This is a genomic window from Methylobacterium sp. DB0501, from assembly GCF_011043735.1.
Taxonomy (GTDB): Bacteria; Pseudomonadota; Alphaproteobacteria; order Rhizobiales; family Beijerinckiaceae; genus Methylobacterium; species Methylobacterium alsaeris.
Genome location: NZ_JAAKGV010000019.1, coordinates 1 through 19979, shown reverse-complemented (window position 1 = coordinate 19979; position 19979 = coordinate 1). Strand labels below are relative to the sequence as shown.

Here is a 19979-nt window from a genome sequence, read left to right as displayed (position 1 = left end):
ACGTGCGTAACGTTCCCATCCCCTCCGCACCTGCCCCTGCGATCCAACCCGTGACCACGCACTCGACCCGCCCGACGCCTATCGCCGTGACCGCCGAGAGCAGCCGCGCGGAACTCCTGGACGAGATCGCGCGGCTGCGCGGCATCGTCTCCCGTCACGGCCTCGACGAGGCCGGGGAGCCGGAGGCGGACATCGGCTTCATGGCCGGCGGCGGCGAGATGGGCGCGCTCATGCGCTCCATGGACTGGTCGAGGACCGCCTTCGGCCCCGTTTCCGGCTGGTCCCAGGCCCTGCGCTCGGCGGTCAGCATCTGCCTGACCACCCGCTTCCCCGTCGTGCTCTACTACGGGCCGGAGCGCGCCCTGATCTACAACGACGCCTGGCGGCCCGTGGTCGGCGACAAGCACCCGTGGTCGTTCGGACGGGCCGGCACCGAGGTCTGGGCCGAGATCTGGGACATCATAGGCCCGATGTTCGACACGGTGTTCGAGACCGGCGAGGCGACTTGGTCGGACGACCAGCTCTTGCCGCTCAACCGCTTCGGCTACGTCGAGGAGTGCTACTTCTACTACTCGTATAGCCCGATCCGCGGCGAGCAGGGGCGGGTCGAGGGCATCTTCACGGCGGTGGCCGAGACCACGCAGCGGGTGCTCGCCGACCGGCGCACGCGGTTCCTGCGCGACCTCGCGGGCCGGTCCATCGAGGCGAAGTCGACCGCTGAGGCCTATGCCATCGCCGCCGAGGTGCTGGCCGGCGACCCCCACGACGTGCCCTTCGCCCTGCTCTTCACCCTGGACGCGGACGGCGCCGGCCTGACGCTGGCGGGCCATGCCGCCATGCCGGGGGCCGCCGACCGCGTCGCCCTTGCCGGCGACACGGCGGACGACCCGTGGGGCCTGCGCCGGGTCGCGGAGACCGGGACGCCAGTCCTGCTCGAAGGGCTTGACTCCCTTATGCCCGGCTTGCCGGGCGGACCCTGGCCCGAACCGGTCACCCAGGCCCGGGTCGTACCGGTAATCGCCGGCCAGGGCGGGCGCACGAGCGGGATCGCCGTCCTCGGCGTCAGCCCGCGTCTGCGCTTCGACGAGCGCTACCAGGCGTTCTGCGAGCAGGTCGCCTCCAACCTCAGCGCGGCCGTCTCAAACGCGCTCACCTACCAGGAGGAGCGCGCCCGCGCCGAACGCCTGGCCGAGCTCGACCGCGCCAAGACCCTGTTCTTCTCGAACGTCAGCCACGAGTTCCGCACGCCGCTGACGCTGATGCTCAGCCCGCTGGAGGAGATCCTGGCCAAGCCCGAGGGGCGGGTTCCGCCGGACGACCGGGCGCTCGCCGGCGTCGCGCACCGCAACGGGCTGCGGCTGCTGCGCTTGGTCAACGGTCTGCTCGACTTCTCCCGCGTGGAGGCCGGCCGCACCCGTGCCGCGTTCCGGCCGACCGACCTGCCGCGCTTCACCGCCGAGCTCGCCGGCAACTTCCGTTCGCTGTGCGAGCAAGCCGGGCTCGACCTGGTGGTCGATTGCCCGCCGCTGGACGCCTTGGTGCCGCTCGACCCTGACATGTGGGAGAAGGTGGTGCTCAACCTCCTCTCCAACGCCTTCAAGTTCACCTTCGAGGGCAGCATTGCAGTAATGGTCCGCCGAGAGGCCGATTGTGCCGTCCTCACGGTGGCCGATACCGGCACCGGCATACCGGCCGAGGAGCTGCCGCGCCTGTTCGAGCGATTCCACCGCGTCGAGGGCGCGCGCGGCCGCACCTTCGAGGGCAGCGGCATCGGCTTGGCGCTGGTGCAGGAGCTGGTCAGGCTCCACCACGGCTCGATCCGCGTCGAGAGCGAGCCGGGACGCGGTAGCGCCTTCCACGTCTCGCTCCCGTTCCGGCAGTCCGACGCGCCGGCGGACCTCGTCGAGGGGCCGTCGCAGGTCTCGACGGCGGTGCGCGCCGAGGCGTTCGTCGCCGAGGCCCGCCGCTGGATGTCGGGCGAGACAGAAGTGGGTACGGCCCTCGACCTCGCCGCGACGCGCGATGAGGCACCGTCGGTTCCGGCAGTTGGGCGCATCCTGCTCGCCGACGACAACGCCGACATGCGCGACCATGTTCGCCGGCTTCTGGTCGAGCGAGGCTACACGGTCGAGACCGCCCCCGACGGCGAAGCCGCGCTGGCCGCAGCCCGCGCGCGGCGGCCCGACCTTCTCCTCACCGACGTGATGATGCCCCGCCTCGACGGCTTCGGCCTGCTCGCCGCCGTCCGGGGCGACGAGCGGCTGCGCGACCTGCCGGTGATCATGCTCTCGGCCAGGGCCGGCGACGAGGCCAAGGTGGAGGGGCTCGGCGCGGGCGCGGACGACTACCTGACAAAGCCCTTCTCTGCCCGCGAACTTCTCGCCCGGGTTGGCACGAACCTGCAACTGGCACGCGTCCGGCGCGAGGCCGCCGAGGCGCTCCGGCGTGCCAACGAGGGGCTGGAGGCCGAGGTTGTCAGGCGGACCGCGGAGCGCAACCGGCTGTGGGAGACCACCAACGACCTGATGGGCACAGCCGGCCTCGACGGCTTCCTGAAGGTCGTGAACCCGGCCTGGGCGGCGGTGCTCGGCTGGAACGAGGCGGAGTTGCTGGAACGGCCGTTCGTCGACTTCGTCGAGCCGGGCGACCACGCCGCGACCGCCGACGTGGTCGCCCGGCTCGCCCGCGGGGAGAGCGTCTCGGGTTTCGTCGACCGCGTCCTGACCAAGTCCGGAGGCCGCCGTACGGTGATGTGGACGGCGGTGCCGGACCCCGGGACCGCGCTGTTCCACATCGTCGGCCGCGACCTCACCGACCAACACCGCGCCGAGGAGCAGCTCCGGCAATCCCAGAAGATGGAGGCGGTCGGCCAGCTCACCGGGGGCATCGCGCACGATTTCAACAACCTGCTGACCGGCATCTCGGGTGCCCTGGAGCTTCTGGAGAGCCGCATCGGCCAGGGGCGCTACACCGACGTGCCCCGCTACGTCGCGGCGGCGCAGGGCGCCTCGAAGCGGGCGGCCGCCCTGACACACAGGCTGCTCGCCTTCTCGCGCCGGCAGACGCTCGACCCGAAGCCGACCGACGCCAACCGGCTGATCGCCGGGATGGAGGAGCTCGTCCGCCGGACCATCGGCCCGGCCATACACCTGGAGGTCGTCGCCGCCGGCGGCCTGTGGGCAACGCTCGTCGACCCGCCGCAGCTTGAGAACGCGCTGCTGAACCTGTGCATCAACGCCCGCGACGCGATGCCGGACGGGGGCCGCATCACGGTCGAGACCGCCAACAAGTGGCTCGACGGACGCGCCGCGCGGGAGCGCGACCTGCAGGCGGGGCAGTATGTCTCGATCTGCGTCACCGACACCGGCACCGGCATGCCGCCCGACGTCGTCGGGAAAGTGTTCGACCCGTTCTTCACGACGAAGCCCATCGGTCAGGGCACGGGCCTGGGGCTTTCCATGATCCACGGCTTCGTGCGCCAGTCGGGCGGGCAGGTCCGGGTCTACTCGGAGGTGGGGCAGGGCACGACGATGTGCCTGTACCTGCCGCGGCACTACGGCGAGGCGGAGAACCTCGACGCGGCCCCGGACCTGGCGCACGCTCCGCGGGCGGAGCAAGGCGAGACGGTGCTCATCGTCGACGACGAGCCGACGGTGCGCCTGCTCGTGACCGAGGTCCTTCAGGATCTCGGTTACACGGCCATCGAGGCCGCGGACGGGGCGGCCGGCTTGAAGGTGCTGCAATCGGACGTGCGCATCGACCTGCTGGTGACCGACGTCGGCCTGCCCGGCGGCATGAACGGTCGGCAGGTGGCCGACGCGGCCCGCGTCTCCCGGCCCGGCCTGAAGGTCCTGTTCATCACCGGCTACGCGGAGAACGCGGTACTCGGCAACGGACACCTGGAGCCGGGCATGCAGGTGCTGACCAAGCCCTTCGCGATGGAGGACTTGGCCAGCCGCATCAAGGACCTGATCGGGCGAGGCTAGCCAGGGGAGGGGCCGTCCTCAGCCTGCCTTGCCAAGTCTCACGTCCAACGCCGGGTGCCGCAGGCCGGACTTAATTTCGAGACCCGCCGCGCCACCCTCGGACCAGGCGACCGCCGCCGGGATGCGTCCACCATCAGCCGTCTCGAACTCGACCGCCTCGCCTGAGGCGAGCGGCGGCACGTCAGTGACGCGGGCACCATGGGACGAGACCTCGACGAGGCGCACCGGGTAGCGGCGGCCCCGCGAGTGCAGGAAGCCCGCTTCGGCGACGGCGATGCGCACGCCGCCCCGGCGCTCTTCCAGGTCGGTCGTGACACGCTGGACGAACTGGCTCACGGAGCGGGCGAGGTCGGCGGCGACCGCCTGTAGGGATTCCGACGCTGACAGGGCGCTGTCGGCATGGTGCCTCGTCTCCCGGGTGGCCTGCGAGACGGACACGGCGCCGGCATGTGCCTCGGAACTGCCCTGCGCGACCTGCGCCACCGTGCGGGAGATCTCCTGCGTCGCCGCCCGCTGCTGGTCCACCGACACGGCGATGGACGTCGTCAGGGCGTTCACCTCCTGCGTGGCCGAGGCCATCGCGTGGACGGAGCCGACGGTACGGCGCGTCGAGGCCTGAATGGCATCGACCTGGGACACGATCTCGTCGGCGGCCTTCATGGTCTGGCCCGCCAGCGCCTTCACCTCCGAGGCCACGACCGCGAAGCCCCTGCCGGCCGCACCGGCCCGCGCCGCCTCGATGGTGGCGTTCAGCGCCAGGAGGTTCGTCTGGTCGGCCACCGACTTGATCAGGCCCGTGACCGCGCCGATGCGGTCGGCCACGACCGCGAGCTGCTCGACTTCCTCGTTCGTGGTCCGCGCGATCTCCGTCATGTGCGCGATGAACTCGCGGGCCCGCTCGGTCTGGCCGGCAATGTCGGAGATGGAGGCGCTGAGCTCCTCGGCACCCGCCGACACCGAGAGCACGTTCCGCGCGGTTGCCGACGCCGTGGTCTCCGCATTGGCAGCCTGTACGCTCGACTGCTCGGCGACCCCGTTGAGGGAGAGCGCGGTCTCGCGCATGCCGCCCGTCTCGCGCTCTACCTTGTGCTCGATCTCGACCAGCGCGTCGCGGAACTCGGCGACGACCTCGCCGAGGCGGCGCTGGCGGTGGACCTCAAGGTTGCGGTCCTGGCCGGCGGCGGCCTCGGCACGGCGCTGCGCCAGCACGCTGTCGGCGGCTTGACGGGTCGCTTCCTCGGCCGAGGAGAGGGCCTTGGCGAGTTGGCGGGCGGCCAGCACCAGGGCGGCGGCTTCCGTGACGAGGACGAAGGCGTGAAGGACGACGCGCAGGTACTCGGCGCCGTTGGGGAACACGGCGGCCGGGTAGAGCACGTTGAGCGCGAGGTGGTGGACGGCGACGACGCCGGCCGCCACCAGGATCGAGGACCAGCAGCACCAGCCGGCGGCGACCGCGAGGGCGGCGAAGAACACCATGTGGACGTCGATCTGCAGGTGCGTGCCGGATGAGACGAGCACCAGCAGGCCGACCAGCATCATCAGGGTGGCCGACGAGAGATGGCGGGTGATGGCCGCCGCCCGATGCCGCCGGGCAGCCGCGAGGGCCGCTCCCGGCAAGAGGAGCGCGAGCGCCGTCACCGGCACCGGCATGACGTCCCGCCACCAGGCGAGCGCCGTGACAAGGGTCGCGAGGGCTCCGAGGGCGCCGGTCATGACCGGCAAGAAGGCGAGGCGGAGGCGGTCGAGGCTGCTGCTGTCGGTCACGGTTTCGGCGGTCCGGTGAGGTTCGAGGGGAGCCGGAGGCCCGGCATGCAGGTGCCGAGCGGTCCGGCGGCGAGGACGAGGAGGGCGCCGGCACGGCGCAGGTCGGCGGCGGCGTCACGCCCCGAGGCGTCGAGCATCGCGACGTGCCCTCCGGTGGAAAGCCACAGGATGGGCGCGCCCGAGGCGGCGACGGCCTTGGGGATGGGGGCGTCGGGGAAGAGGGTGATGACTGCGACGGGCTCGCCGGGGCGTGGCGCGAGCGCGAGGGCGACCGGGACGAGCCCGCAGCCGGCGACCAGGGCGCAGGTCAGGGCGGCGGCACGGAGCGACGGGACGGCCGGTGATGTGTTTCGTGCCGTCCGCCCCCTCATGCCTGCCCCCATCCAATCCGATCCGACATCCTTAGGCGGACAAGGTTGACGCTTGGCCCCTTTCCGACGTGCTCAGGCGCGTTTCCGGTTCTCGTCGGTGACTGGAACCGTGCCATGCGTGTGCTGCGAGAACTGCCCGATGGGCGACGGGCGGCCCATCAGGTAGCCCTGCGCGGCGTGACACTGCTCGGCGGCGAGGAAGCCGAACTCGGCCTCGGTCTCGACGCCCTCCGCCAGGACGGGAAGCCCGAGGCCGCGCCCGAGGCCGAGCACCGAGCGCACGATGGCCGCGGTCTGCTCGTTGCTGTCTACCGAACGCACGAACGAGCCGTCGATCTTGATCTTGTCGAACGGGAACGAGCGCAGGTTCGAGAGCGATGAGTAGCCCGTGCCGAAGTCGTCCATGGCGATGCGCAGCCCCAGCGACTTCAATTGGCGCAGGGTGAGCAGCGCCCGGTTCGGGTCGCTGATCAGCGCCGTCTCGGTAACCTCGACCTCAAGCCTGTGCGCCGCCAGCCCGGTCTTGAGCAGCACCTCGTGCACGAGGCCGACGAAGTGGGGGCTGTGGATCTGCACCGCCGAGACGTTGACGGCGATGGACAGGGGATGCGGCCAGGTCGCGGCCTCGCGGCAAGCCTCGCGCAGCACCCACTCGCCGATCCGCAGGATGGCGTCGCTCTCCTCGGCGATGGGGATGAACACGGCCGGCGAGACGAAGCCGCGCTCCGGGTGCTTCCAGCGCAGCAACGCCTCGAAGCCAATGACGGCACCCGAGCCCACGTCGGTCTGGGGCTGGTAGACGAGATGCATCTCGCCGCGGGCCACGGCGTGGCGCAGGTCGTGCTCCAGGAGGCGGCGCTCGCGCACCTCGACGCCCATCCTCGCCTCGAAGAAGCGGTAGGTGCCGCGGCCCTCCGACTTGGCGCGGTAGAGGGCCGTGTCGGCGTAGCTGAGGAGCGCGGCGCGCTCCTGCGCGTCGTCGGGGTAGAGGGCGATGCCGATGCTGGTGGCGATCTGCGGGCCGCCGGCATCCGGCCTACCGGAGCGCAGCGCCTCCAGGATGCGCTCGGCGAGGCGCCCGGCCTCGGAGGGTCGGTCGCAGGGCGCCAGCACCGCGAACTCGTCGCCGCCGAGCCGCGCCACCATCTGCGCGTCGTCGAGCTCGTCGGAGACGATGCAGGCGACGCTCTCCAACATGGCGTCCCCGGTGGCGTGGCCGAACAGGTCGTTGACCTCCTTGAAGCGGTCGAGGTCGAGGCAGAGGACGGCGAGCTTGCGGCCGCAGGCGTCCGCGGCCCGCATCTCCTGGTCGAGCCGCTTGCCGAAGCTGGCGCGGTTGGCCAGTCCCGTGAGCGCGTCGTGGTGGGCGAGGAACTGGATTTGGCTCTCGGCCTGGCGCCGGGCGCGGAGGTCGCGCACGGCCACCGCGTAGTGCGGCCGGCCGGCGTGCTCGACGGGCTGCATGATGACCTCGACCGGCACGAGCGTGCCGTCGGCTTGCCGGATCTCGGCCTCGACCGGGCGCTCGGGCTGGCCGGCCACGGCGAGCCAGGCCGCGTCGCCCGGCAGGTACGCCGACAGGGCCGTCCCCGCGAGGGCCGCCTGCGGCAGGCCGACGAGCTTCGCGAAGCTGCGGTTGGCGCTCACCACCGTGTCGCCGGTACAGACGACGAGCCCTTCGACGGCGGCGTTGGCGAGGCTGTGCAGGCGCTCCGCCTCCAGCTTCGAATGCCGGCGGTCGCGCACGTCGAGGGCGAGCGCGGCGCCGGCGAGCAGCAGGATGGCGAAGCTCGCGAGCGCCACGGCCACGGCGAGCCACGCGTTCGGGACGGCGGACGCCGACACGGCGAGCGTCGGGTCGGGCGTGACCGTGACGGCGCCCATGGCGACGAAGTGGTGGCTGCAGATGGCCAGCAGCAGCAGGAGGGCCGCCGGCAACTGCCGGGCGAGGCCGCGGGCTCCGAGCTGGGCCGCCAGCGCCGCGCCGCCGAGGACGCCGCCGAGCGCGAGCGAGGCACCGACGATGGCCGGGTCCCACGCCTTGTGGCCGGCGACATCGTAGGCGGCCATGCCTGTGTAGTGCATCGCCGCGATGCCGAGCCCGAGGACCGCTCCGCCGACCCAGGCCGCCACCTTGCCGCCGACCAGGACGGCTAGCGAGAGGCCGGAGCCGGCGAGCGCGACGGCGATGACGAGCGAGAGGCCGGTGAGCGCGACGTCGTAGCCGCTCGGCACGCCGGGGGCGAAGGCCAGCATGGCGATGAAGTGGGTCGCCCAGATGCCCGAGCCGCCGGCCGTCGCCGCGACGGCGAGCCAGCCGCCTTGCGCCCAGCCCTCCGCCCGGCGGGCGTGGCTGACGAGGCAGACCGTCGTCAAGGCGGACAGGGCGCAGATGGCGGCCGCGAGTGCGACGAGCCGAAAATCATGGGCCTCTGCGAGGCAACCGACGACGGCGAGCATGGATGGCCCTGGGTAGGTTCGAATCCTGACCATGGGCCATGGCGGTTTAGGCTGACTTAACGGTGCGCAACCGACACCGGGATCCACAGGAAGGACGCGACCCGAGGGCCGACGCCCTAGGCGATGCATAGGCCTCGCCTATTCGGGAAAACCGAAGTCGCAAACGGAAAGCGGCCCCTTTCGGGGCCGATCCGACCTCCCGAAGGCGGTCTCGGGGCGAAGCTCGTGGATGTGTCACTCCACCCCTGCTTCCGCAAGGACCGGCCCAAGGCCGGTGGCGCTGGCTCTGCGCACGCCCAATAACCAGCGGTCTGGGCGATAGGTTAGGCAGGTGCGGTTATGCCGTCAACGGAATGCACCCCGGGCATTAGTCCCTGGTGCTGAACGTTCAGCTATCGGCCTTCGAGCCGCTGAGCGTCAGGTCGAGATAGGTCCTGGTGACCGGCTCGATCAGCGCCGCGATGTCCTCGGCGCCCTTCGTCTCCTCCTCGACCGCGGTGCGGAAGCCCGCGGCCTTGTCGGATTGGCCGGCCCGCTCCGCGATGACGGCGAGCGAGCGGTAGGCGGCGACCTGGTCGTACTGGTAGGCGTAGCCCGCGTAGAGGTTCTTCAGGGTTTCGTCCTGCGCGACGGCGTGCACCGCCGCGCCGATGCTGCCGGCCACGCTGGTCACCGTTTCCTTCAGTGACGACGGGCTCTCGCCGACGGCTTCGAGCGCCTTGTCGAGCCGGTCGATCTGCCCCTTGGTGACCTCGACATGGCGGCGCAGGACGGCCGCGTATTCGGGGTAGCGTTCCAGGCCGGATAGCTGCCGCTCCATCTGCTCCAGTCCCTGCCTCTCCAGGGCGCGGGTGTTGCGCAGAGCGCCCGCGTAGATCGTGCCGATGTCCGTGCCGCTCATGCCGTCGTGGCTCCTCGGTAAGGTCGGGTTCAGCGGCCAACGTGGGTCGGTCTGCTCCGTTCCTGGTGCATCCTGCGGCGGAAGCGCCCGGAACCGCAGGCATCCACTTGCGCTTGCCGCCCTTCTTCCCGCCATCCGGGGATGACCGGCGACGCCTCGGGGCTTCCCCGGATGGCGCACGGGAGGTCGACTCCGCGGGCGACCCGTAACGGAGTGCGTTCCCCGTGACGCGTTACGGGTCCGGGGATCTCCACGTTGCGGCGCCGCGGGCGCTGACAAGGGCTTGGCCGACCACTACCGTGCCGGCTTGGCGGGCCGGCCCCGCCGCGGAGACCGACCGAGCCGATGACCGACGCGACGCCCAGCATGCCCCCCGAGAGGGAGCCCCGCATCTCGACCGGGGTGCCCGGCCTGGACGACGTCCTCTGCGGCGGCCTCACCCCGAGCCGGCTCTACCTGCTGGAGGGCACTCCCGGCACCGGCAAGACCACGCTGGCGCTGCAGTTCCTGCGGGAGGGCGTGGCTCTGAGCGAGCGTACCCTCTACGTCACCTTGTCCGAGACCATCGAAGAGCTCGGCGCCTCCGCGGCGACCCACGGCTGGACCCTCGACGGCATCGACGTGCACGAGCTCGTCGACGAGGACGGGCTCGACCCCGACAGCGAGCAGTCGATCCTGCATCCGTCCGAGATCGAGCTCGGCGAGACGGTGAAGGAGGTCATCGCGCTGGTCGACCGGATGAAGCCCGACCGCGTCGTGTTCGACAGCCTCTCCGAGCTGCGCCTGCTAGCCCAGAACCCTTTGCGGTACCGTCGCCAGATCCTGGCTCTGAAGCGGTTCTTCGCCAAGCGCGCCTGCACGGTGCTGATGCTGGATGACCGCACCTCGGAGACAGGGGACGTCCAGCTCCACAGCATCGCGCACGGTGTGGTCTCACTGGAGCAGGCGCCGCGCGAGTTCGGCTCCGAGCGGCGCCGCCTGCGCATCGTCAAGGCGCGCGGCATCAAGTTCCGCGGCGGCTACCACGACTTCGCCTTGGAGACCGGCGGCATCCGGGTGTTCCCGCGCCTCATCGCGGCCGAGCACCACGCGGAGTTCGACCCACGGGGCAAGTCCACCGGATCGGCCGAGCTCGACGCGCTTCTAGGCGGCGGCCTGGTACCCGGGACCAACACGCTGCTGCTCGGGCCCTCCGGCGTAGGCAAGACCACGACAGCGGTCCGCTGCATGGTGGCGGCGCTGGAGCGAGGCGAGACCGCGACTTACTACCTGTTCGACGAGGGGCTCGCGACCCTGATGACCCGGGCGGCCATCCTGGGCATGGACCTGAGGCCTCACGTCGAGGCCGGGCGGCTGACCATCACGCAGATCGACCCCGCCGAGGTCTCGCCGGGCGAGTTCGCGGGCATGGCGAGGAAGGCCGTGGAGGAGCGGGGCTCCACCTTCGCGGTCATCGATAGCTTGAACGCATACTTGCACGCGATGCCCGGCGAGGAGTTCCTCATCCTGCAGATGCATGAGTTGCTCAGCTACCTCAACCAGCAGGGCGTCACCACGCTCCTGATCCTCGGCCAACACGGTGTCGTGGGCGAAGTACGAACCGACGTCGACTTGAGCTATCTTAGCGATTGCATCCTGCTTTTTCGCTTCTTCGAGGCAAAAGGCGAGATCCGCACCGCGCTGTCGGTGGTGAAGAGCCGCGTCAACGCGCACGAGCGTACCATCCGGGAACTGAGGTTGTCGGAGGGAGGGCTGCAGGTCGGCGAGGCGCTCGACGACTTCGAGGGCGTGCTCTCTGGGTTGCCGGCGTACCGGGGCAGGGTGGCGATGCTGTCGGGACCCGCGCCCGCGGACGGCGAGGCATGAGCGTGCCGGGCGCGGGCGAGCGGCGCGTCCTCATCCTGGCGCCGCGCGGACGCGATGCCTCGGTAACGGGACAGGTGCTCTCGGCTTCCGGTATCCACGCCGAGTCGTGCCCGGACATGGCGGCGCTGCTGGATGGTCTCGCGGCCGGCGCCGGCGCGGCGTTGGTCACCGAGGAGGCGCTCGGCGATGACGCGCCAGAAGGCTTGTTCGCTTGGCTCGACGGGCAGCCGCCCTGGTCGGACTTCCCGTTCATCGTGCTGGCGACACGCCAAGCCGGGCGCCGGTCGGAGCGCGCCTCGCGCCTCTTGGCCCGGCTCGGCAACGTGGTGCTGCTGGAGCGCCCGGTGAACGCCGAGACGCTCGTCAGCGCCGCGACTTCCGCGCTCCGTGCGCGACACCGCCAGTACCAAACCCGCGAGCACCTCCGGGAGCGCGAGCGGGCCCAGGAGCAGCTCCGGCTTGCCAACGAGGACCTGGAGCGGCGCGTCGCCGAACGCACCCGGGAGGTGGAGGCCGCCCACGAAACGCTGGCTTTCGCGCTTGATGCCGCCGGCATGGCCTCGTGGGACCTGGACTATGCCACGGGCGCCGCGCGGCGCTCGCCGCGCTACGACGCCGTTTTCGGCTACGAGGGCGACGGCCCGCGCTGGAACCGGCAGGTGCTTCTCGACCATGTCGTGGAGGAGGACCGCGGCATCGCGGAGCAGGCATTCGCGACGGCCTTGGAGACCGGCGCGCTCGACCTGGAATGCCGCATACGTCGGGCCGACGGGCAGGTGCGGTGGATCTCCCTCCAAGGGCGGATCAAGTACGATGCCGCGGGCGCGCCCGCCCGCATAGCGGGCATCCTGATGGACCGCACCGAACAGCGCCTGACCGAGGAGGCGCTGCGCCAGGCCCAGAAGATGGAGGCCATCGGGCAGCTCACCGGTGGCGTGGCCCACGATTTCAACAACCTGCTCACCGTCATCGTCGGCGGGCTCGACATGATGCTGCGCCGGCCAGAGCAGGTCGACCGGGTCAAGCGCCTGGCCGAGGCGGCGATGGGCGCGGCGCGACGCGGCGAGCAGCTCACGCAGCAGCTCCTCGCCTTCTCGCGGCGGCAGATGCTGCGGCCCCAGACGCTCAATCCGAACCGGCTGCTCCTGGACTTCAAGCCGTTGGCCGAGCGGGCGGCTGGCGGCGCCGTGGAGCTTGCCTTCGACCTGGACCCGGCGCTCGACCCGATCCGCATCGACCCGGCCCAGTTCGAGGCTGCGGTGCTCAACCTGGTCGTGAACGCGCGCGACGCGATGGAGGGCGGCGAGGGCCACGCCCGTATCGCGGTGACGAGCCGCAACGTGCACCTGGGGACCCGCGCCGTCGCCGACCGGGGAGTGCCGCCAGGCCCGTACGTGGTCGTCTCGGTGACCGACACAGGTTCGGGCATCCCGGCGGACAAGCTCCAGCGCGTGTTCGAGCCGTTCTTCACCACCAAGGAGGTCGGCAAGGGCACCGGGCTCGGGCTGAGCCAGGTCTACGGGTTCACGCGCAGCGCCGGCGGCTTCGCGCGCATCGACTCCGAGCTCGGCAGGGGTACGACGGTGAGCCTGTACTTCCCGCGCTCGACCGACCCGGCCGGCGAGGAGGTTGGTTCGGGACCGGCTGCTTCCATCCCCCTGCGCCGCGCCGGCGAGGGTGAGACTGTGCTTCTCGTAGAGGACGACGAACAGGTGCTCGCCATGGCGACCGAGAGCCTGGAGGAGCTGCGCTACCGGGTCGTCGTCGCGCGGAACGCTGCCGAGGCGCTGGAACACCTCACGGGCGTCGAGCGCATCGATATCCTGTTCTCGGACGTGGTGATGCCCGGCGGCATGAACGGGTCGCAACTCGCGGTCGAGGCGCAGCGGCTCCGCCCCGGGATCAAGGTCCTGCTCACCTCGGGCTACGTGGCGAACCTCGACGAGGGACAGGTCATCGGCAAAGGAGAGCTTCCGGTCCTCACCAAACCCTATCGCCGTGACGAGCTCGCCCGCTCCCTACGGCTCGTGCTCGGCGGCCAATCAGGCTGAGCTCGCCATGACACACGGGCCCGGAGTTTCGCAAGGAGAACCCGGAAGCGCGTCCCGCCGCGGTGATGCGGCGGGACGCATGTCGTGGGGCCTCGGCGATGCCGATTTCCGGCCGGCTTAGCGGCTCTTCTTGTAGAGCTTGCTCGCGATCTCGAAGATCTCCTCCGGCGCGTAGTTCGGCGCGAAGGCGCCGTAGTTGCCGTCGAGCTCGGGGATCTTGCCGCCCTCGGGCAGGCCATCGACGACCTCCAGGTTACCTGGCGGATCGCCCGGCAGCGCCACCTCGTCGTTCGACCAGACCCCGGCAGCTTCCTTGTAGTCGTCAGGGCTGAACCGGTAGAGCCGGCGGTGCGAGCCCTCCTGCAGGTACTTCTGGCATTCGGGAATGCGGTCGAGCACGATGTTCGGGGTTGGCAGCATCTTCTCGATCTCGACGCCGGTGAGCTTCTTCAGCGCGAGCGCGTAGGCGTGGGCATGGACCGAGCCGCGCACCAAGAGGTAGCCGCAGACCTCGCGACCTGTCGGGTCCTTCAGGGTCTCGTAAACGCGTAGCTTGTGCAGGCGGGCGCCGCATTCGAGATGGAAGTTGTGCAGCAGGTCGATGATGATGTTCCCGGTCGTTGTGACCATGTCCATGTTCCACGACGCGGCGTTCGAGTTCATCGGCATCGCGCCGCCGCCGTTGCTGAGGAAGCTGCCAGCCAACCGGATGTCCTGCATGTCGTGGAACGGCGCCTTCGAGACGTCGACCTCCTCCGTGTCGTCGCCCGGGCCGTTGTTGAGCATCGCGATGCCGGTCGAGACCAACTCCACGTGCCCGAGCTCCTCGGCGAATATGCTCGACACCAGGCTGTAGAAGGGACGCAGCTTGGACTTGTTGCGGAAGTTGAAGCTCTGGAACATGTAGTTCCCGAGCGTCGACATCTCGCCGTACTTGCCGCCGAGCAGCTCCTGCAGGGCAGCGGCGGCGTTGGGATCGGGCTTCTTCGGCTGCGGCAGTTCCGCTTGCAGGCGGTCGAGCTTCATGAACATGTCGGGCGTCTCCCGGCGCGGTGTTGCGCGCCTCGGGAGATAGAGCCCGGGCTGGGATCGACAGGGCGGCGCCCACGATTCGGGCTCATGGCCGGTTCGGGCGCAGGCCGGCCGCAAGCGGCAGGCCCCCGATGCACAATCCGGCCATGACCCAGAACGAACCGGCGCCTAACGCGCCGTACAGGACGCCGCCCGCCGCGGTCAGGACGGCGGAGGCCGCCCCGAGGCCGAGGGTGCCGTACAAGGTCTGCGCCGTGGCCGAGAGACGCTCCGGCACGACCTTCACGATCAGCTGCATGGCGGCGAGGTGAAGGAGCGCGAAGGTCAGCCCATGCAACAACTGGATGGCGGCGAGCACCGGCACCGAGACCGACGTCGCCATGACCGACCAACGCACCACGCCGAAACCGGCAGCCAGCATCGCGGCCTTGGCCGTCCCTAGGCGTGCCAGCAGCGAGGGTCCGATGAAGACGAAGACGAGGACCTCCGACGCGACCGCCTCCGACCAGAGCAGGCTGATCGCGCCCGGGCCGATGCCGGCCTCGCGCCAGCGGATCACCGCGAAGCCGTCGTTCAGGGCGTGGCTACCGATGACGAGGGCCGCGACAAGGAGCATCCGCCGGAACGCACCGAGAGATAGGATCTCACGGATGCCGCCTAAACCGAGGTTCGGCCGTCCCTCGCGCGCCGGGGCAGGAGGGACGCGCGCCGTCGCCACCGCCATGACGAGGAACAGGAGGCCGCTCGACACGATGATGCTCGCCAACCCTGCATGGGCAACGAGCAGCCCTGAGACCAGCGTCCCGAGCACGAAGGCTGCCGAGCCGGCGCCCCGGACCCAGCCGTAGGAGAAGGTGCCCTCCCTCTTTGCGGCGGCGAGGGCGAGCGCGTCGGCGAGCGGCGCCAGGGCCGCGATGGCGCCGGCGTGCAGCACGCTCACGGCCAGGAGCGGCCAGAAGCCGTGCCCGGCGAGGTAGGCGAAGGCGATCAGCCCGGACGCGGCGGCCGCAATGCCAAGTACGGCCCGGGTCGCGTCGTGTCGGTCGGCGAGGTGCCCGGCGACCGGTCCCGCCGCGAGGCGCATCAGCGTACCGGCCGCGAGCACGAGGCCGATCTCGCCCGGGCTCAGGCCGCGCTCTCCGAGGAAGCTCGGGAGGAAGGGGGACTCGGTGCCGTATGCGGCATACAGCGCGCCTTGAAGCAGGACGAAGGCGGGGAAGGAGCCCGTAAGGGGGGCGGTCCAAGGCTTCCGCGCTCCGGTCCGCGCATCCATGCCATCTGCCTCCAGCCGTCACACCGGCTCGGCAGACGCCCCGTCAGTCTGACCTGTCGGGCTGCGCGTGCCCAGGGCCCGACGCCCGACCATCCACACTGCGAGGCCGCCGGCGGCAACGGCGGCCAGGGCGACGAACGAGGCCGCGAAGCCGAGGTACTGCGCGACGAGGCCTGCCAGCAAAGGGCTCACGGTCGCGCCCGCGCCGTAGGCGGTCATCACGCCGCCGAGCCCGGCGGTGGCGTGGCCGGTACCGTCCATGATCTCGGCCACGAGTGCCGGGATGGCAACCCCGCCCATACCCATCGCCAAGCCTTCGAGAACCTGGACCGGAACGACCAGCCACCACGACGTCGCGAAGGCCGCGAGGATGCCGCGGAACACGACCAGCCCGAGCGCGATGGAGAGCACGCCGGCGTGCCCGCGCGCCTGAGCGACGCGGGCGGCGAGCAGGGCGGCCCCGACCATCGTGGCCTGCGAGACCACGGTCATGACGCCGGTTGTCAGGCTCGGGTCGGCGCCCGCGGCCGTGCGCGCCTGGGCCAGGAACGGCAGCATGGCACCGTTCGCGGTCTGGTAGGCGAATACGGTCCCCGCCAGGACCAGGAGCGGTCTGGTCCCGAACAGCACGCGAGCGGTCGAGCGCTCGTCCTGCTCGCCGCCGCGGGCGGTACCATGGTCGATGCTGCCCTTGTCGATGCCGAGCAGGACGCCGCAGGAGGCGACCGCCATGACCACGATGGCTATGGAGACGTAGCGGAGCCCGAGCGCGTAGCCGAGCACGCCGGACAAGGCGGCGTTGGCGGCGTTGCCGGCGTGGTTGAACGCTTCGTTGCGCGACACCTGAGCACCGTAGGCCTCCCGCCCGACGATCCCGAGCGTGACGGCCGCGACCAGCGGGGCGATGCTTGTGTCGGCAACGCCGATGACGAGTTGCGACAGGCCGATCAGCCACAGGCTGTCCGTCGAGACCAGGGCGACTGCTCCCGCCGCGATGCCCAGGACGGCCACGGCCAGCCCGGCGCGCTTGTACGCCGTGCGGTCGATCAGTGCCCCCACCGGTGTCGTGGCAAGAAGGCCAGCCAGTCCGGCCAGACCCATGGCGAAGCCCGTCGTAGCCGGGTCGAAGCCGCGCTGCTGCAGGTACACGCCCAGGAAGGGACCGAAGCCCTCGCGAGCACCGGCGAGGGCGAAGTTCAGAGCGAGAAGGCTGGTGGCCGGCTGCATCGTGCTCGTTCTCCGACCTCAGCTGACGAAGGAAGTGTCGCAGCCCGCGGCCGGGGCGCGACGTTGCCCTATGTGAAATTCTGGTCGCCAACGGTTGCGATGCGACCGACGGGAGATTGCCGTGCCGTCCGAGATCGACTTGTCCTTTTCAGACCTCGGCGGTGAGGCGGTACTGTCCAAGCCGTTGCGGGCGGTGGTTGCCATCCCTGTCCGGAACGAGGCCGAACGCATCGGGGAGTGCCTGCGCGCGCTCGACGTTCAGGAGGGTCTCGGGGCAAGTGAAATCGGCGTGGTGCTGTTCCTGAACAACTGCACGGATGGTACCGCACACGTGGTCGCAGCCCTCCCGCGGCCACGGCGCCTCGTCGTCCGGGTGATCGAGCGCGTGTTCGCCGGTGCCAACGCGGGCTGGGCCCGCCGCGAGGCGATGGAGGCGGCGGCCGCATGGCTTGAGGAAGAGTGTGCCGAGGACGGCGTGATCCTCACCACCGACGCCGACAGCCGGGTGCCACCGGACTGGGTGGCAGGCAACATCGCCGCCATCGCTCGGGGAGTGGATGCGGTCGCGGGGCGAGTCGCCCTCGACGAGAATGACGCGGCGCGCCTGCCGGCAGCCCTGCACGTCCGGGGACGGCTGGAGGGTGCCTACGAGGCGCTGCTCGTCGAGCTGGAGGCATTTATCGACCCGCTCCCGCACGACCCATGGCCGCGGCACTGGGTGACGTCGGGTGCGACACTCGCGGTGCGGCTCGCGGCCTACCGGCAGGCCGGTGGCATGCCGCCGCTGGCGGTCGGCGAGGACCGCGCCTTCGTCTCCTCGCTCCTGACGAGCGATGCCCTGGTCCGTCACGAGCCGGACATCGTCGTCATCACCTCGGGGAGGCTCGACGGGCGCGCGCCTGGCGGGGCCGCTGACACTATGAAGCTGCGCTGCGAGGTGCCCGAGAGCCCCTGCGACCCGCGCCTGGAGCCGCTCTCGCGGGCCTTGTTCCGGTTCTTCTGGCGCCGACGGCTACGGCGGCTCCACACATCCGGGCGGCTCGCCCGTATCCGGCTCTGGGCGCCGTGGCTCGGCATCCGGGTCGGCGACGCAAGGGCCATCGCCCGACTGCAGACCCTCGGAGCTATCCTTGCAGCCGTCGAGGCAGCGAGCCCTTGGCTCGACTATCATCCGCTTCGTCCACGTGAGCTTCCGGGGCATACGCGCTTGGCGAACGCGGTCGTCCTTCTGGTGCGCGGTGCAAGACGCCTCGGCCATTGGACCCGCGCCACGGGCGGCAGACCTGCGGCGGCAGGCCTGGATGGAACGTCCTTGGAGACGACCGGCGATGCCTGAGGGCGGTGCCTTGCTCTACCGCGTGCAGAAGCATGCCGCGCGCCGTCTGCACTACGACTTCCGGCTGCAACTCGGCAGCGTTCTCAAGAGCTGGGCGGTGACACGCGGCCCGAGCCTCGTGGCGGGCGAGCGTCGTCTCGCGGTTGCGGTCGAGGACCATGGCCTGGACTACGCCGACTACGAGGGCGTGATCGCGCCGGGCAGCTACGGTGCCGGCGTCGTGCTGCTGTGGGACCGGGGCACCTGGGAGCCGGACGGCGACCCAGCCACGGCGCTCGCGGCGGGGTCGCTCGCTTTCACCCTTCACGGGGAGAAGCTGTCCGGCCGGTGGCGCCTGACGCGCATGAGACCGCGGCCCCGTGAGCGGCATGTCTCCTGGCTGCTCATCAAGTCCCATGATGCCGCCGCGCGTCGGACTGGCGAGCCGGACGTCCTGGAAGAGAAGCCGCTCTCGGTCGTGACCGGCCGCACGGTCGAGGACATCGCCGCCGCTGCGGCCTGACGGGAGGGAGGTGAATGGACCAGAGAACCCCGCTCGACCTGGCATACGATGTCGTTGCGGCTGCCCGACAGGTGGCCGTCGCCGCCTTGGCTCGCGCGGGAGAACAGGACCGCGACGACGGCTTTCCGGCCGAGGACGTCGCCGACCTCGCCCGCCTCGGTTTGCTCACCGCCCTGATACCCTTCGACGAGGGTGGCGCTGGGCTCGGCGAGGAGCCGGGCGCCACGAAGCTCGCCGAGGTCCTTCGCCTGGTCGGTTACGGCAGCCTCGCGCTCGAGCGCATCTACGAGGGCCACGTCAACGCCTTGCAGCTCATTGCCCGCTACGGCACGCCCGCGCAGCGGGCGCGCCTGTTCGCGGAGGCTCGTGCCGGACACTTGTTCGGCGTCTGGAACACCGATCCGCCGGGCGATTGCCTCAAGCTGGGGGATGACCGCCGCCTTCATGGCGTGAAGACCTTCGCCTCCGGTGCAGGCTTCGTCACCCGCGCCCTCGTCACGGTCAAGCGCGAGCCGGGTTCGTCGCCGCTGATGCTGGTCGTGCGGCTGGAGCCCGGCTGCCGCGCCGACCTCGGCGGCTGGCGCGCCCACGGCATGCGAGCGTCCGCGACCGGCACTGTCGATTTCGAGGGCATTGCAGTCACCGGGGACGAGATGCTGGGCGGGTGGGACGACTACCATCGCCAACCGGTCTTCTCGGGCGGGGCATGGCGCTTCGCGGCGGTGCAGCTCGGGGGCATCGAGGCGGTTTTCGACGCTTGGCGGAGCCACCTCGCCGGGACCGGCCACGGCGGCGACCCGCATCACCTCGCCCGCCCCGGCGAGGGCGCCATCGCGCTGGAGGGCGCGCGGTCTTGGGTCGAGCGCGCGGCCCGAACCGTCTACGACTGGTCAGCCCCCATCGGAGTGGTCTGAACCGCCCCGGGTTTCCCGGAGGCTCCAACTTCTGAGAGGATGGAGCCATGACGAAGCGAACAGCCCCGTTTTCCCCTGAGGTGCGCGAGCGTGCGGTGCGAATGGTGCGCGACCATGAGGGCGAGCACGGCTCGCAATGGTCGGCGATCCAGTCGATCGCGGCCAAGATCGGCTGCTCGGGCGAGACGCTGAGGAACTGGGTGCGCCAGTCCGAGCGGGATCAAGGTGTGCGACCCGGGCAGACGACGGACGAGCGCGAGCGGATCAAGGCGCTTGAACGTGAGAACCGTGAGCTA

Annotated in this window: 14 protein-coding genes; 7 read left to right on the top strand and 7 right to left on the bottom strand. The window is 70.8% G+C overall.

The window, feature by feature from the left end; all coding sequences use genetic code 11:
• Window positions 1-50: 50 nt before the first annotated feature.
• Window positions 51-3986: an ATP-binding protein gene (locus G4G93_RS24815; protein ID WP_197682143.1), complete on the top strand. Its 3936-nt coding sequence runs from the start codon at window positions 51-53 to the stop codon at window positions 3984-3986.
• Window positions 3987-4004: 18 nt separating this feature from the next.
• Here G4G93_RS24815 and G4G93_RS24810 read toward each other — a convergent pair whose 3' ends face one another.
• The 4 genes from G4G93_RS24810 to G4G93_RS24795 form a co-directional block, all read right to left on the bottom strand.
• Window positions 4005-5750 carry a methyl-accepting chemotaxis protein gene (locus G4G93_RS24810; protein WP_060848547.1) on the bottom strand — a complete coding sequence of 582 codons (1746 nt, stop codon included), beginning with the start codon at window positions 5748-5750 and terminating at the stop codon, window positions 4005-4007.
• On the bottom strand, window positions 5747-6121 hold the full coding sequence (locus tag G4G93_RS24805) for a hypothetical protein (RefSeq protein WP_060848548.1): 375 nt from the start codon (window positions 6119-6121) through the stop codon (window positions 5747-5749). Before G4G93_RS24805 ends, G4G93_RS24810 begins: the two co-directional genes overlap by 4 nt.
• A gap of 72 nt (window positions 6122-6193) precedes the next feature.
• On the bottom strand, window positions 6194-8581 hold the full coding sequence (locus G4G93_RS24800; RefSeq protein WP_060848549.1) for an EAL domain-containing protein: 2388 nt from the start codon (window positions 8579-8581) through the stop codon (window positions 6194-6196).
• Window positions 8582-8969: 388 nt separating this feature from the next.
• Window positions 8970-9482 carry a DUF892 family protein gene (locus G4G93_RS24795; RefSeq protein WP_060848550.1) on the bottom strand — a complete coding sequence of 171 codons (513 nt, stop codon included), beginning with the start codon at window positions 9480-9482 and terminating at the stop codon, window positions 8970-8972.
• Between the two features lie 366 nt (window positions 9483-9848).
• On the opposite strand from G4G93_RS24795, the gene G4G93_RS24790 reads away from it, so the two are divergent.
• Window positions 9849-11348, top strand: a complete 1500-nt coding sequence (locus G4G93_RS24790; protein ID WP_409513828.1) for an ATPase domain-containing protein — start codon at window positions 9849-9851, stop codon at window positions 11346-11348.
• Entirely contained in the window at window positions 11345-13399 is a 2055-nt protein-coding gene (locus G4G93_RS24785; RefSeq protein WP_060848552.1) for a PAS domain-containing hybrid sensor histidine kinase/response regulator, read from the top strand. Before G4G93_RS24790 ends, G4G93_RS24785 begins: the two co-directional genes overlap by 4 nt.
• A 117-nt stretch (window positions 13400-13516) precedes the next feature.
• Here G4G93_RS24785 and G4G93_RS24780 read toward each other — a convergent pair whose 3' ends face one another.
• The 3 genes from G4G93_RS24780 to G4G93_RS24770 all read right to left on the bottom strand — a co-directional run bounded on the left by G4G93_RS24780 (window position 13517) and on the right by G4G93_RS24770 (window position 16931).
• A complete protein-coding gene (locus tag G4G93_RS24780) occupies window positions 13517-14431 on the bottom strand; it encodes a manganese catalase family protein (protein ID WP_060848553.1) in 915 nt (304 codons plus the stop codon).
• An 85-nt stretch (window positions 14432-14516) separates the two neighbouring features.
• Window positions 14517-15704, bottom strand: coding sequence for an MFS transporter (locus G4G93_RS24775; protein WP_082742649.1), 1188 nt, complete (start codon window positions 15702-15704; stop codon window positions 14517-14519).
• A gap of 18 nt (window positions 15705-15722) precedes the next feature.
• Window positions 15723-16931 (bottom strand): MFS transporter, encoded by a 1209-nt coding sequence (locus G4G93_RS24770; RefSeq protein ID WP_060848554.1) that lies wholly within the window; start codon window positions 16929-16931, stop codon window positions 15723-15725.
• 121 nt (window positions 16932-17052) lie between these two features.
• On the opposite strand from G4G93_RS24770, the gene G4G93_RS24765 reads away from it, so the two are divergent.
• From G4G93_RS24765 to G4G93_RS24750, 4 genes are all read left to right on the top strand, one after another.
• Window positions 17053-18267 carry a glycosyltransferase gene (locus G4G93_RS24765; protein WP_244533640.1) on the top strand — a complete coding sequence of 405 codons (1215 nt, stop codon included), beginning with the start codon at window positions 17053-17055 and terminating at the stop codon, window positions 18265-18267.
• Window positions 18268-18277: 10 nt separating this feature from the next.
• Window positions 18278-18769 carry a DNA polymerase ligase N-terminal domain-containing protein gene (locus G4G93_RS24760; RefSeq protein ID WP_312892259.1) on the top strand — a complete coding sequence of 164 codons (492 nt, stop codon included), beginning with the start codon at window positions 18278-18280 and terminating at the stop codon, window positions 18767-18769.
• 14 nt (window positions 18770-18783) lie between these two features.
• Window positions 18784-19683, top strand: a complete 900-nt coding sequence (locus G4G93_RS24755) for an acyl-CoA dehydrogenase family protein (protein ID WP_082742914.1) — start codon at window positions 18784-18786, stop codon at window positions 19681-19683.
• A gap of 47 nt (window positions 19684-19730) precedes the next feature.
• Window positions 19731-19979: transposase (locus tag G4G93_RS24750; protein ID WP_165088409.1), on the top strand; the 249-nt coding region annotated here is incomplete at its 3' end.

Coding starts and splice junctions, on each gene's coding strand:
- G4G93_RS24770 (WP_060848554.1), bottom strand. CDS start 16,931: ATGCAGCCGGCCACCAGCCTTCTCGCTCTGAACTTCGCCCTCGCCGGT.
- G4G93_RS24790 (WP_409513828.1), top strand. CDS start 9,849: ATGCCCCCCGAGAGGGAGCCCCGCATCTCGACCGGGGTGCCCGGCCTG.
- G4G93_RS24785 (WP_060848552.1), top strand. CDS start 11,345: ATGAGCGTGCCGGGCGCGGGCGAGCGGCGCGTCCTCATCCTGGCGCCG.
- G4G93_RS24795 (WP_060848550.1), bottom strand. CDS start 9,482: ATGAGCGGCACGGACATCGGCACGATCTACGCGGGCGCTCTGCGCAAC.
- G4G93_RS24805 (WP_060848548.1), bottom strand. CDS start 6,121: ATGAGGGGGCGGACGGCACGAAACACATCACCGGCCGTCCCGTCGCTC.
- G4G93_RS24755 (WP_082742914.1), top strand. CDS start 18,784: ATGGACCAGAGAACCCCGCTCGACCTGGCATACGATGTCGTTGCGGCT.
- G4G93_RS24775 (WP_082742649.1), bottom strand. CDS start 15,704: ATGGATGCGCGGACCGGAGCGCGGAAGCCTTGGACCGCCCCCCTTACG.
- G4G93_RS24800 (WP_060848549.1), bottom strand. CDS start 8,581: ATGCTCGCCGTCGTCGGTTGCCTCGCAGAGGCCCATGATTTTCGGCTC.
- G4G93_RS24780 (WP_060848553.1), bottom strand. CDS start 14,431: ATGTTCATGAAGCTCGACCGCCTGCAAGCGGAACTGCCGCAGCCGAAG.